The sequence below is a fragment of the Candidatus Culexarchaeum yellowstonense genome (assembly GCF_024707025.1).
GTDB lineage: Archaea > Thermoproteota > Methanomethylicia > Culexarchaeales > Culexarchaeaceae > Culexarchaeum.
The window spans coordinates 1-13,698 of the sequence record NZ_JANGFQ010000006.1 but is presented as its reverse complement, the minus strand read 5'-3'; the positions used below and the strand labels follow the sequence as shown (position 1 = coordinate 13,698).

12 protein-coding genes are annotated in these 13,698 nt (G+C 39.4%); 6 read left to right on the top strand and 6 right to left on the bottom strand.

Annotated features, from left to right (window positions below):
- Positions 1–109 precede the first annotated feature (109 nt).
- Positions 110–793, top strand: a complete 684-nt coding sequence (nth, locus tag MRT15_RS02210; RefSeq protein WP_304327505.1) for an endonuclease III — start codon at positions 110–112, stop codon at positions 791–793.
- Here nth and MRT15_RS02205 read toward each other — a convergent pair.
- The 4 genes from MRT15_RS02205 to MRT15_RS02190 all read right to left on the bottom strand — a co-directional run bounded on the left by MRT15_RS02205 (position 783) and on the right by MRT15_RS02190 (position 5,661).
- Positions 783–1,718 carry a dimethylarginine dimethylaminohydrolase family protein gene (locus MRT15_RS02205; RefSeq protein WP_304327504.1) on the bottom strand — a complete coding sequence of 312 codons (936 nt, stop codon included), beginning with the start codon at positions 1,716–1,718 and terminating at the stop codon, positions 783–785. The genes nth and MRT15_RS02205 overlap by 11 nt on opposite strands.
- Positions 1,719–1,768: 50 nt before the next feature.
- On the bottom strand, positions 1,769–2,740 hold the full coding sequence (locus MRT15_RS02200; RefSeq protein ID WP_304327502.1) for a hypothetical protein: 972 nt from the start codon (positions 2,738–2,740) through the stop codon (positions 1,769–1,771).
- Between the two features lie 10 nt (positions 2,741–2,750).
- A complete protein-coding gene (gene glmM, locus MRT15_RS02195; RefSeq protein WP_304327500.1) occupies positions 2,751–4,088 on the bottom strand; it encodes a phosphoglucosamine mutase in 1,338 nt (445 codons plus the stop codon).
- A 280-nt stretch (positions 4,089–4,368) separates the two neighbouring features.
- Complete coding sequence (locus tag MRT15_RS02190) at positions 4,369–5,661, bottom strand: aspartate aminotransferase family protein (protein WP_304327498.1); 1,293 nt, start codon at positions 5,659–5,661, stop codon at positions 4,369–4,371.
- 108 nt (positions 5,662–5,769) lie between these two features.
- Between MRT15_RS02190 and MRT15_RS02185 the strand changes: the two genes are divergently transcribed.
- Positions 5,770–7,005, top strand: coding sequence for a threonine synthase (locus MRT15_RS02185; RefSeq protein ID WP_304327496.1), 1,236 nt, complete (start codon positions 5,770–5,772; stop codon positions 7,003–7,005).
- Here the strand turns inward: MRT15_RS02185 and MRT15_RS02180 are convergent.
- Entirely contained in the window at positions 6,994–7,632 is a 639-nt protein-coding gene (locus MRT15_RS02180; RefSeq protein ID WP_304327494.1) for an adenylate kinase, read from the bottom strand. The two genes, MRT15_RS02185 and MRT15_RS02180, sit on opposite strands and share 12 nt — an antisense overlap.
- Positions 7,629–8,660, bottom strand: coding sequence for an inorganic phosphate transporter (locus MRT15_RS02175; RefSeq protein ID WP_304327492.1), 1,032 nt, complete (start codon positions 8,658–8,660; stop codon positions 7,629–7,631). The genes MRT15_RS02180 and MRT15_RS02175 overlap by 4 nt, the downstream gene beginning before the upstream one ends.
- 150 nt (positions 8,661–8,810) lie before the next feature.
- On the opposite strand from MRT15_RS02175, the gene MRT15_RS02170 reads away from it, so the two are divergent.
- From MRT15_RS02170 to MRT15_RS02155, 4 genes are all read left to right on the top strand, one after another.
- On the top strand, positions 8,811–9,491 hold the full coding sequence (locus MRT15_RS02170; protein WP_304327490.1) for a DUF47 domain-containing protein: 681 nt from the start codon (positions 8,811–8,813) through the stop codon (positions 9,489–9,491).
- Positions 9,492–9,544: 53 nt separating this feature from the next.
- Entirely contained in the window at positions 9,545–11,365 is a 1,821-nt protein-coding gene (locus MRT15_RS02165) for a PINc/VapC family ATPase (RefSeq protein ID WP_304327489.1), read from the top strand.
- Between the two features lie 40 nt (positions 11,366–11,405).
- Positions 11,406–11,885, top strand: a complete 480-nt coding sequence (locus MRT15_RS02160) for a hypothetical protein (RefSeq protein ID WP_304327487.1) — start codon at positions 11,406–11,408, stop codon at positions 11,883–11,885.
- Positions 11,886–11,962: 77 nt separating this feature from the next.
- The coding region (locus MRT15_RS02155) for a glutamate mutase L (RefSeq protein WP_304327485.1) at positions 11,963–13,698 on the top strand (1,736 nt) is incomplete at its 3' end.

Sequence of the window (13,698 nt, the reverse complement as noted above, 5' to 3'; positions counted from 1 at the left end):
ATTTATTGCGTACTGTGCATTTAAGGGTTTTGGAAACTTAAGTTTTCACTTGGTTTTGTATGGTAAACTATTTCTTATGTGATGATTTATAGTATTTTATGTGGGTTTCATGGAGTTTTTCGATCCAAAATTGTTTTTGAAGATGCTGTCTGATGGTGTGAAATTGGATTATGAAAGTTATGCTGCTGTAATTGCTCATCGCTCATCAGATCCATTCAAACTCCTAATAATGACCATACTCTCCCAGAATACTAATGATAGGAATGCCATAAAGGCATACAATAATCTATCTTCAAAGTTTAATGTTGATGCTAAAACTTTAAGCAATATTCCAATTGAAACTTTATCTGAGCTAATTAAACCTGCTGGTATGAATGTTAAACGTGCAGTTAAGATCATTGAATTATCAAGGATAATTTGTGAACACTATGATGGTGATCTGAATAACATTTTAAATTTACCTTGTGATGAAGCTAGACGTGCTTTAATGCTTCTTCCAGGTGTTGGAGCTAAAACTGCGGATGTAATACTGCTTTTTACTGGTAAATGTCCAACATTCCCAGTGGATACACATATCACTAGAGTTTCCAAGAGGCTTGGAATTGTAAGCGCTAATGCTGATTATGAAGAAATTAGGGGTGTTTGGATGAAGATGTATAGGGCATCAGATTATCTTCGTCTACACTTGTTACTCATAGCTCTTGGTAGACAGTTTTGCACTGCTAGGAATCCAAGGCATGATGCTTGCCCAGTTAAGGTTATGTGTGGTTTTTGGAGGAGTATTAAATCTTAATGCTTTCCCTTTCTATTGGTAGTATCATGCAGTGCAATCCTCCTCCACCTTTAACCAATTCGTATCCTTCAACTCCTATAACGTCAAAACCCCTCCTTTCAAGTTCCCTCATAATCCTCCTATTCCATATATACGATAACACCTTCCTATCGCCTATTGCCACTAGATTTGCTCCAAACATCCTATCTTCCCTATCGGTTACAGTTATTAGTTCGTAGCCCTTCTCCATTAACCATTTAGCTAAATTTATTATTCTGATTTTGCCATCCTCCATGTACATTTTTGATGGATACATGGATATATCTTCAATTCTAGTTACAGCAACGTTGTTTGAAAGTATCATAAGTCCCCCATCTAAGTGCACTCTCCTCATTGGTAGTGGAACTGAAATTAAGTTTTTGAAGGTTTTACCAAGTCCATCCATCAATATCCTCTTTACAGCTTCTTCATTGGTTCTAGGTCCATAACCTATCATTAATGTTTCTTCATTTAACCATACGGCATCTCCACCTTCAAATATTGCTGGTGCATCCATTACCATTTGTATTGGAACGCCTATATTCTTCAATGCTTCCATAACTATTATTGGTTCAACGCTCCTCGCATGATGTTTCATTCTCCCTATTATAGCTCCATTCTTTGTTACTGTTCCTGTGTCTCTTGTGAATACCATGTTTGGACATAATTTTGTAGCTTCAAGTAATTCTCCATCAACTTCCTCTTCCACTAGATATACTTTAACCCCTTCCTCTTTGAGTATCTTAACGAATTTCTCGTGCTCCTCCCTAAATTTATCTAGGTCTGGCACTTCCCTGAAGAGGTAATCTTCCCTATTACTTCCATTAACTATGTTTACTTCTTCCCCTGGAATATGCATTAACACACTTTTCAATTTTCCATATTCGCTTTGCGCTCCATACCCCATTTAAATCACTGTTAATATTGTCTGTTTCTTTTCTGTATAAATGGGTTTCCTCATCCCCTAATCTTCTTCCATATAGCTCCAAGCACAATTGATAGTATTAATACTAGTATCATTGTTTCTAAATCTCTACCTATATATTGGCTGGCTAGTGTTGCTAGTATTAGGAATATCATTAGTGTTGGTGCTGCTATGGATTTTAGATTACTGGTTATACGTTTAACCCCCTCTTCTTCATATAATGGTTTGTATTGTATTTCGTATCTTATCCTCTCCTCTTTATCCCTATACTTCTTCAATGATGTTAATATTTTATTTAAGGTGTTTGTAAATGTTTCAGCTTTATCCTTCCACTTATGGAAGTTTATATCTTTGATTTTACCGTTCTTCAATGCTATTTTTACATGATATTCGTTTTCCCCGGAACTCTTAACGTATACTTCCATTTCAACGTTTGATATCTCATTTATTGGTATCCTTTCAGCATATATTTCTGATAACCTTCCAAATAGTGATGCTACATATGGTACTATGTACCTATAGCTAATTATTCTATTCATCTCCCCACTCTCTATTTTCACGTAGTCTCCTTCTATGCTAACTATAATGTCTGCTTCAGGTATTTCTTCCCTATATCCAATGAATGTTTGTGAATATTCCTTTGCTAGTATTATTGGGTCTTCCCCCTTCTTCAACCTATTTAAAACTTCCATTATTAATTCAGCTTCATATGCCATTAACTTAATTTCACATTCTTCCGGTTTCTCGAATCTTTCCCCTTCCCTCTTCATCCATAGTATTCTCAATTTTCCACGTTCATAGTTTACTGTGACTATTTTGTTTATTGGTATTTCATTTTCCAAGGTTAGTTGATATTCCTCCCTTGCAAACCATCTTTCCCTCGGTATGCCTATTCTTCTAGTTCTATCTATGAAGGGCCCTTCTCTAACTCTAAGGTGCTCGTTTGTTAATTCTATTATTTTGTCGTCTCTCCTTATTTCAAGTATTTTTATTTCGTTCATCATGATTATCTATTCAATTTGATATTATATCAACCACTCTTTTAACAGTTTCTAAGGCTTTCCCCCTATCCTTTGCTTCTACAATTATTCTTATTTTTGGTTCCGTTCTTGATGGTCTTATTAGTGCCCACCAATCTTCTGATGATATTTTCACTCCATCCATTAAGCTTATTTCTCCCAGAATTTTCAGTTTATCAATTTTATCTTCTAAGTTCACATTACCTTTTTGTATGCTTGTTTTTATCATGTGGTATTTTGGCATTTCAGATACTATTTCCGACAATTTCCTTCTACTTTCCATTATTTCCCCTATTATTGCCAGTGCCGCTATTGCTCCATCTCTTGCCATGTGGAATTCTTTCATTATTAGTCCTCCACTACTTCCTTCAACTCCTATTTCACTATTGGTTTCCATCATTGTTTTTATCATGTTTGCTTCTCCAACTTTTGACCAGTATACTTTCACTCCATATTCTTCTGCTATATCTTGTAGAACTTTTGATGAAGCTACATTTATCACTATTCCACTTACCCTCCTCCTTTTGAGTATGTGTTTTAATGCTATTGCCATGCTATAGTCTTCCCCTATTACTCTGCCAGTATCGTCTATGCATACGAGTCTATCTGCATCGCAATCGTGTGCTAATCCCAAGTCTGCACTTATGGATTTCACTATCTTTGAAGTTTCTTTGAGAGCTTCTTCTGTTGGTTCTATTGGTCTATTGAATTTTCCTGGTATGGCGTTTATTGAGATTACTTTGCAACCCAGTTTTGATAGCATTTTTGGTGTTGTTAGGGAGCCTGCCCCTCCACCTGGATCTACAACAACCTTTAATTTGCTGTTTCCAATATTCTCCATGCCCATGAATTTTATAACTGCTTCTATGTATCCATCATTTATGTCTTTGCATTCTACTGTTCCAGGGTTCTTTGATATTTCCAGTTCTCCCTCCTCAGCTCTCCTTATTATTTCATCTAGTTTGTCATCCCATATTAGTATCCCATTTTCATCGGACATTTTCATTGCATTATATTCTGGGGGGTTGTGTGAAGCTGAAATTATTATTCCACCATCCATTTTCAATTTCTCCGTGAAGTATAGTATTGCTGGTGTTGGTGCAATGTCCACGTCAATTACTTTGCATCCAGCTAATGTTAATCCTGATATTGTTGAATGTTTTAGTGGGATTCCCGATGGTCTTGTATCTCTACCAACAATGACTTTATGGGTTTTCATTATGGAGGCATATGCATTGGCTAGGTAGTATGTGGTTTCAGGGGTTAATTCTAATCCATATATCCCCCTTACTCCTGAGTAGCTTTTTATCTTCCAAAAATCAATCTTCTTCACACTTATAGTTATTTAGTTTTCATTATATTTCCTTTATTATTGCTATTTCCGCTCCTATGATTATGCTTATATTTAAGTTTTTCAATTTTTATGGGGTGTTTTCATGACAATCCTTGTGGGGCGATGTATTAGGTGTGGTAAAAAGGTTTTCGTGTCAGATGATTTCTATGTTTGTGGTAAGAAGCATATATTTTGTGGTATTTGCAGTGTTAAGCTTCATATGAAGTGTCCCATTTGTTCATCAAGTTTAGGGGAATATGTTGTTGGGGGTTAGGGAAAATTATTCCCCCTTATGTTTCTTTGCAAATTCCTCTGTTACATCTATGAGTTGCTGTATCTCTCTTTCCGTATGGGCGTAGCTTATGAATGTATGTGGTAGTGTGGGTTTCACAACTATTATTTTATTTTCCAATAGGAATCTATGATACTCCTTAGCTAACTCTTCATTCTTCCCCTCACTTGCTTCTCTAGCATTCTTCGGCTTCTTCTTTGTGAAGTGTATTCCAACCATGGATCCATCTCCAGTTGTATGTGCATTTACATTGTACTTGCTGAAAACTTCCTCTAATCCATTTCTAAGCTTCTCCCCAAGCTTGTTTATATGTGGATATATGTATCCCTTTTCATACTCCCTAAGCATTATTGTTCCAACGTAGCTTACCAATGGATTTGCAACGTATGTCCCCCCATGGAATACCCTTTCACTCTTATCCTTGTATTTTATGTGATCCATTAGCTCCATAATATCTCTCCTACCACATACAGCTCCTATGCTTAACCCACCTCCACCCACAGCTTTCCCCAACACTGTTATGTCTGGTTTAACGCCATAATATTGTTGAGCCCCTCCAGGTGATAGTCTGAATCCAGTTATTACTTCATCGAATATTAGTAGTGTATCGTAGTCGTCGCATAGTTCCCTTAATCCTTGTAGGAATCCATCTTCTGGGGGTATGCATCCTCCAGCTCCAAGTATTGGTTCAACTATTATGCATGCAAGCTCATTCCCCCTCATAACTTTACTTATTGTTTCAAGATCGTTGAATGGTAGGGGGATTGTGTCTTTCGTTGCCCCCTCAGTTAGTCCAGCTGATTCTGGTTTTTCGAATGGGTAGTTTACTGCAACGTGTAGTGCATCATACCCTCCATGCCATCCCCCCTCCATCTTACCTATCTTCACCCTCTTCGTGTATGCCCTCGCCAATCTTATGGCGTACATGTTGGCTTCTGTACCACTATTTGTGAATCTAACCATCTCTGCACTTGGAACCATCTTTACAACTTGCTCTGCAAATTCCACTTCATATTCATGTGGTAGTCCGAAGTGTGTTCCAACTTCTATTATTCCCCTTAAAGCCTTCAGCATTATTGGTGGGTTGTGTCCCATTATTAGTGCACCATGACCAACCCAGTAATCCACATATTCGTTTCCATCCACATCATATACTCTGCATCCACTTGCCCTCTTTACGTATATTGGGTATGGTTCAAAGTATCTTATCGCGTAACTAACCCCTGCAGGCATAACCTTCATTGCACGTTCATATAGTTTACGTGAATTTTCAGTTCCCAAACAATTTCACCTCAATTAAATGTACTTATGTGATTTGTTTTTAACGTTTTTGAATCCCATAGTAGTGGTTATATTGTTGTGGTGTATAGTCTATTTGTGGTGATTTATTTGCCCAGTAGGATTGCTTCTTTGAAGTGTGTTAGGTGTGGATGTGAATTTGATTATCATCAGAACATAAACTTCTGTTTGAATTGTGGTTCCATAGTTGAGTTTCAAATGGATTATGATGTCATAGGGTCTATTGTGAGTAAGGCTAAGATATCTCTTAGGGGGTTTAATATGTGGCGTTATAGGGAGTTCATTCCAATAGAGGATTACTCAAATATTGTCAGTATGGGTGAGGGTTGGACTCAACTTATTAAGAGTAGGCGTTTAGGTCCAAATCTAGGTTTGAAGAATTTATATTTCAAACTAGATTCACTTAACCCCACAGGGTCATTTAAGGATAGGGGGGCCTCAGCTGCTGTTAGTAGGGCTTTAGAATTGAAGGCTCCTGGACTTGTGGGGTTCTCCACTGGGAATGCTGGTGTTGCTCAAGCTGCATATTGTGCCTTGGCTAATGTTGGGAGTATAGTTTTAGCTCCAAAATATGCTTCTAGGGAGAAGATTGCATCTATAATGATGTATGGTAGTCGTGTACTTCTCATTGATGGGACATTTGATGATGCAAGTAGATTGGCTAAGGCTGTGGCGGATAGACTTGGATGGATATATAATGGTGGTGTTGTGAACCCAATTAGGCAGGAGGGTAAAAAGACCCTTGCCTACGAGATTTGTGAGCAGCTTGGCTGGAGCTCTCCAGATTGGTATATTCAATCTGTGGGTATGGGAACTGCAGCTATAGGTGCATGTAAGGGGTTTAAGGAGCTTTTAAACCTTGATTGGATTGGACGTATACCTCGGATCGCATGTGTCCAAGCTGAGGGATGTGCTCCCATGGTTAAAGCATTTAAATCCAATAGTGAATTTGTGGAGCCCGTCATGGAGCCTAGAACCATTGCAAGCGCTATTGCCGTTGGAAATCCTGTTGGCTGGCCACTCCTAAATAGGTATTTGAGGGAGTGTAATGGTCTTGTTGAAGCTGTTTCTGATGATGAGATAATTGAAGCTTATAAGATGCTTGCAAGGTTTGAGGGGATTTATGCGGAGCCTGCTGCAGCAGCCCCATTAGCTTTAGCTAAGAAGCTGTTGGAGTCTGGCATAATTGATGGGGGTGATGTTGTGGTATGCGTGATTTCTGGGTTTGGTTTGAAAGATGTTTCAGCAACTTTACGTGTTGTGGGTGAACCTCCCGTAGTCCCAAGTAATGTTGATGATGTTTTAAAGGCCCTATCACAACCCTAATTCTCCAATAATTCTCCTCGATACTTCATCTACGCTTCCACTCCCATCTATAACCCTAAGCTTTCCAAGCTTTTCATAGTATTCCATAACTGGTTTGGTTTTAGCGTAGTATTCTTTAAACCTCCTTCTAACAACATCCTCCTTGTCATCTTCCCTCACCAGTAGTTTGCTTCCACATTTATCGCATATTTCATCTATTCTCGGAGGTTTCAGTATCATGTTGTATATTTCACCACATTTTGGGCAGTACCTTCTACTCGTCAACCTCTTAACGCATTCCTCTTCACTTAACCTTATATCTATGACTATTTCCGGCTTCATTTCCGTTTGCTCTAAGGCTTCAGCTTGTGCAATTGTCCTTGGATATCCATCCAGTATGTATCCACCAAATTCCCTCAACATATTTCTAAGTGTGTTGAGTGTTAACTCGATTATTATGTTGTCTGGAACCAGCTCCCCCCTATCAATGTACTGCTTAACTAAGGCTCCAAGCTCAGTCCTTTTCATGATGTTTTCCCTCAATATGTCTCCAATGGATATATGTGGTAGCCCATATTTCTCCGATATTATTTTTGCTTGAGTCCCCTTACCTGATCCAGGTGGACCCATGATCACTATTTTCCTCATATCGTCGGAACCCCCACCATCATTTTTAACGCCATATATATAATTGCACTGATCATTGCTGCAACAGGGATTGTTGATATCCATCCAGCGACGAGCTTGAATACAGTTCTATAGTTTACTGCCTTATAATCTTTTGCTAATCCAACCCCTATTATTGATGAATTGCTTGCTATGGATGTTGATATTGGCATTCCATATCCAAAGATCATGTATGGTATTGTTGTGAATAGGTATACTACTAGTGCATTGCTGAATTCGGCTATTGCACCCATAATCACATCTATCCTAGTTATCCTGAATGCAACTGTTTCAATTACATTTTTACCCCAAACAAATCCCCCTATGGCTATTCCAATAGCCCCCATTATTGATAGTAGTAGCATTGTGTGGTAGTCTGGCATTCTACCAACCTTCATGGCCACTGTAACATATGCTCCCGTGGCATTTCCAACATCATTTGCACCGAAGGAGTACGCTGAAAAGCATAGTGACATTATTAGGATTGCTGAGATTGCCTGTTCAAGTCTATACGTCCAAGGTTTTCCAGCTAGTATTTTTGCTGTTAACTTGTATAGTATATATGATAGTGCTATTGCAGATAGTGGTGATGTAATCCAGCTTATAACAACATTCCATAGTACATCATAATTTACTCCCGATAATCCATAGGCTGCTAAACCATATCCAATGACACTTCCAATTGTGGTGTGGGTTACTGAAACATCCAACCCCTTACATGAGCAATATAAAACCCATATTGATGTTGCTATTGATATTGCGACCGCTCCAAGTATGTCTATTTCGCTAACAACCCCCTTACCTATAGTCTTCATAACCATGAATCCCTGCGTTACAGCCCCTATAAATGTGAATATTGCGAATAGGGTTATAGCTCTCCTTATGGAAACCACTCTTGCTCCTACTGCGCAGTCTGTTGGTGTTGCTGCATCATTAGCCCCCATACTTATTGAGAGGAGGAAGGATAATGCTAGTCCAATTGCTAGTAGTATGGTTGTAGTGTCGAGCAAGCAATTCAGCCTCCACAAGTCAATGGAACGTGTTCAGTTTTATTATCAATGAATTATTTAAAACCCTTACTAACGCTGATGCGTTGAAATTTAATTGAGGGAAACTTTTATATCATAGTTTCATCCCTCTATTTTTGAGTGGTGGATTTATTGAACCTCAAGCCAACATATTCCGCTATTTGGTTTGGTAGGAAGCGTGAGTTGGAGGTTTTAAATATTGTTAAAGTGCATTTTGAATGCATAGTGTCGACTGTTTCGGCTTTGAGGGATCTTGTATACGCAGTTTGTGATGGGAATTTCGATGAGGCTGACCGTATATTCAAAATTATATTTCAGAGGGAGAAGGATGCTGATGATGTTAAGGAGAAGATTTTGGATGAGCTTTCTAAAGGGCCATTCCATCCAGCTGATAAGGAAGAGATTATGCATTTAATTTTAACTGCAGATGATATAGCTTCAAATGCTAAGTCTGCTGGTAGGAAGTTTTGTATGGCTAGGGGGGCTATTCTTCCAAAGGATATTGGTGATGGTTTGAGGGTGCTTGCAGACTTATCCTTCCAAATAACATCTAAACTTAAAGATGCATTTGAGGTTCTGGTTATGGATCCACGTAAAGCTGTTGATGTTGCGGAGGAGGTGGAGAGGTTGGAGGAGAAGATTGATGATCATAGGGTTGGACTTATAATGATGATATTGAGTTGGGGTGAAAATTATCCGAAGATTAGTAGGTGGATTATGATTAAGGAGGCTGTGGAGAATATTGAGGCTGCCGCTGATAAATGTGAGGATACTGCTGATGTTATTAGGATGATAAGTATTTCAAGGGTTTAATTAAGTTTATTAGTTTCTTTACACATTCTTCTCTCTAAGGTATTGTGGAGTTTATGGTGAATAGGATAGTTCCAGATACAAGTGTATTGGTGGAGGGTAGGCTTTCCAAGATTATTTTGGAAGAGGATATTAGGGATGTTGAAATAATTATTCCGAGGGTAGTCTTAGATGAATTGCAAGCTCAAGCTTCAAATGGTAGGGAGAGTGGTTTCAGGGGGCTTGATGAGATTATTAAGTTGAGGGGGATGGCTGGGGATAGGGGGATTAGCATCAATATTGTTGGTGAAATTGCATCCATTGAAGATATTAAGATGGCTGGTATGGGTAGGATTGATGCTTTGATTAGGGATGTGGCTAAGAAGTATGCTGCCACACTTTACACAATGGATTATGTTCAGTCACTTGTGGCTGAAGCTGAGGGTGTTAAGGTTAGGTTTATTGGTTTAGAGTCTGATTATGCAAATCTGAAGATTGAAGACTTCTTCACCAATGACACCATGAGTGTTCATTTGAAGGAGGGGGTTCCACCATATGCTAAGCGTGGTAGACCTGGAAGGTGGGAGCTTGTTAAAATTAGGGATCGTGTTTGTGAGAGGGCTGAGCTTGAGCATCTAGTTAGGGATATACTTAGGAGATGTCACTCCAATGGCAATGCATTCATCGAAATTGTTAGGCATGGTGCAATGGTGGTGCAACTTGGAGATTATAGGATTGCCATAGCTAGACCTCCATTTTCAGATGGATTGGAGATAACGGCTGTTAGACCTATAGTTAAGGTTTCCCTTGAAGATTACGCTTTATCTGATAGGTTGAAGAGGAGGCTTGCGGAGAGGGCTGAGGGTATACTCATATGCGGCCCCCCTGGGGCTGGTAAATCTACATTTGCTTCAGCTCTAGCTGAATTCTATCGCTCCACAAAGAATGCCATTGTTAAGACCATGGAGTCTCCTAGGGATTTACAGGTTAACGATGAAATAACTCAGTATGCCCCTTTGGAGGGGGAGTTTTATAAGACTGCTGAAATCCTATTGCTAGTTAGACCCGATTACACTGTTTTTGATGAGTTGAGGAAAACTGAGGATTTCCAGGTTTTCGTGGATATGAGGCTTGCTGGTGTTGGGATGATTGGTGTGGTTCATGCATCTTCACCTGTTGATGCCATACATAGATTTATTGGTAGGATAGATTATGGTGTTATACCACAAGTCATTGACACCGTGATATTCATTAAGGATGGATCTGTCAGGAAGGTTTATGAGTTGGATTTGGTTGTTAAGGTTCCTCATGGTATGACTGATGAGGATCTAGCTAGACCTGTGGTTGAGGTTAGGGATTTTGAGAGTGGTGAGGTTGAATATGAGATATATGCATTTGGTGAGGAAACGGTTATAGTTCCAATTAGGAGGGAAGCTAGGGGTAAGCATGTGGGGAGGAGGTTTGATGATTTATTGAGGTATATTAGGCGTTTCGATCCCAATGCTGAATTGGATGTTATCTCAGATAATTCCGTGATTGTTAAGGTTGATAGGGATGTTATTCCACGTATAGTTGGTAGGAATGGGAGTTTGATAAGTAGCATTGAAAGGAGGTTTAATGTTAGAATTGAACTTCAACCAAGAGTTTCATCTTTAATGCATTCTGGAAGTGTTGATTATAGTTATCGTGAGACTAAGCGTAGCTTAATATTCTATTTTGGTAAAGATTATGCTAAATGTAATATGGATGTTTATGTTGATGGTAGATATGTGGGTTCGTATAAGTGTGATAAGCGTGCTAGAATAGTATTTAACATTTCCAGTGATGTTGGCAAGGTCTTGAGTGATGCTTTGAGGAATGGTTTGAACATTGAGTTTAAGCCTTCACAACAACAGTAAACGTTAATATACTTTCAATAATAAACTATGTTTGATCAGAATGTCTGTTAGTGTGTCTGTTAGTGAGAGGCTTTTCCCCGAAATTGGTGGTTTGAGGAGTGATTTCATTAAGGGGTTTGCTGAGGAGATGAGGCGTAGGGGGCTTACAACTAAAGTTTCTAGGGAGAGGGGGTTTGACTTAATATATAGCGATATATTCGGTGAAGCGAAGATATACGTTATAGATGAAGGTGATTTCGTTAGGTTTGGTTATAGGCTTAATATCTCAGTATTACTATTCATATTGATAGTGATCCTACCACTAATTGAATTTAACCTAATAATATTGAGTGTTGGGGTAGCGGTGGTTTGGGCTATAAAAATAGTATTGTTGAAATCAAATATTAATGAGTGTGCTCAAAACACTTACATTAAGCTAAGCTTCTCAGGAGGGGAGAGGGCTAAGGAGGAGACTGTGGAATCTAAGCAATCTGGGGGGAGCGGAGATGCTGCCAATCCCACTTCAAATAACCATCTGTAGACAATCAAAAAATAATAATAAAGTTTAAATTACACTAAGCTATAATGATGTTTACAGTAATTTCTTAGGTGTATGTGATGAGTGTAAAAGTTATGAAATTTGATGTTGAGAAAATGCAAGTTGCCTTAGCAACTGATGTTGGTAGCACCACGACGAAGGCTAGATTGTTTAAGAAGGTGGATGGAGTTTGGAGGTTTATATGTGCTGGTGAAGCTCCAACCACTGTTGAGAAGCCATTTGAAGATGTAACCATGGGATTGAGGAATGCCATAACTGAAGTTGAAGAATTAACTGGACATAAACTACTAAAACCAGATGGTTCTGGTCTCATAATCCCATATCAAGGGAATAATGTGGGTGTAGATCTATACGTATCGACGAGTAGTGCTGGTGGTGGATTGCAGATGATGGTTGCAGGTGTCGTTAAGACCATGACTGCTGAAAGCGCTGAGAGGGCCGCCCTTGGTGCTGGTGCAATAGTTATGGATGTTATGGCAATAGATGATGGTAGACCTCCACATAAGAAGATTGAGAGGATGCGTTTCCTAAGACCTGACATGATACTACTAGCTGGTGGAACTGATGGTGGAACTATAAAGCATGTTGTGGAGATGGCTGAGCTTATAAAGGCAGCTGAACCAAAACCAAGATTTGGATTAGGCTACAAGCTTCCAATAGTTTATGCTGGAAATAAGGATGCTAGGGAACATATAAAGAAGACTCTTGGCGAAACATTTGATTTAACCATTGTGGATAATTTGAGACCTGTACTGGAAGTTGAGGTTGTGGAGCCTGCTAGGGATGCCATACATAGATTGTTCATGGAACATGTTATGGCTCATGCCCCCGGATATCACAAATTAACTGAGTGGGTTATGGTTCCAGTCATGCCAACGCCTGCCGGTGAGGGTATGATGTTTAGAACTATTGCAAAGATGTGGAATATTAACGTTTTGGGTGTAGGTTTGGGTGGAGCTACAACAAACGTTTACTCCGTTTATGAGGGGAAGTTCGTTAGAACTGTTAGTGCGAATTTGGGTATGAGCTATAGTATCACCAATGTTTTGAAGGAGGCTGGTGTGGCTAACATAATGAGGTGGCTACCATTTGAGATGGATGAGAGGGAGGTTAGGAATAGGTTGGCAAATAAAATGATTAGACCAACCACTTTACCTCAAACATTGGATGATCTGCTTGTGGAGCATGCAGTTGCAAGGGAAGCCATTAGGCTTGGATTTGAGCATCATAAGTTGTTGGCTAGAGGTTTGAGGGGTGTTCAGAGGAGGAGGACTATTGCAGATATATTTGAGCAATCCATGGAGACTGAAACATACATAAACATGATGAATATCCAGTTGATTGGTGGAACTGGAGGCCTATTATCCCATACTCCACGTAGACAACAAGCTGCACTCATATTGATAGATGCATTCCAGCCAAAGGGTGTTACAAGGCTTATGTGTGATAGCATATTCATGATGCCACATCTCGGCGTCCTATCAACTGTACATCCGAAGGCTGCCATGGAAATATTTGAGAGGGATTGTATCGTGAAGCTTGGGACAGTTATAGCTCTTGATGGTCATGCCAAGTCTCCTGGACCTGCAGTGAAGGTTACTGCCCATATGCCTGATGGTAGAACTGTGGAGAAGGTTGTCAATTATGGTGATATTGATAGGATACCTCTACGTGATGATGAAACTGCAACTGTTATTATTGAGCCAACAGGTGATTTCGATGTTGGTATGGGTCCTGGGAAGAAGAGGGAGGCAACTGTTTGGGGTGGAGCTGCTGGTATAGTTATAGATGCCAG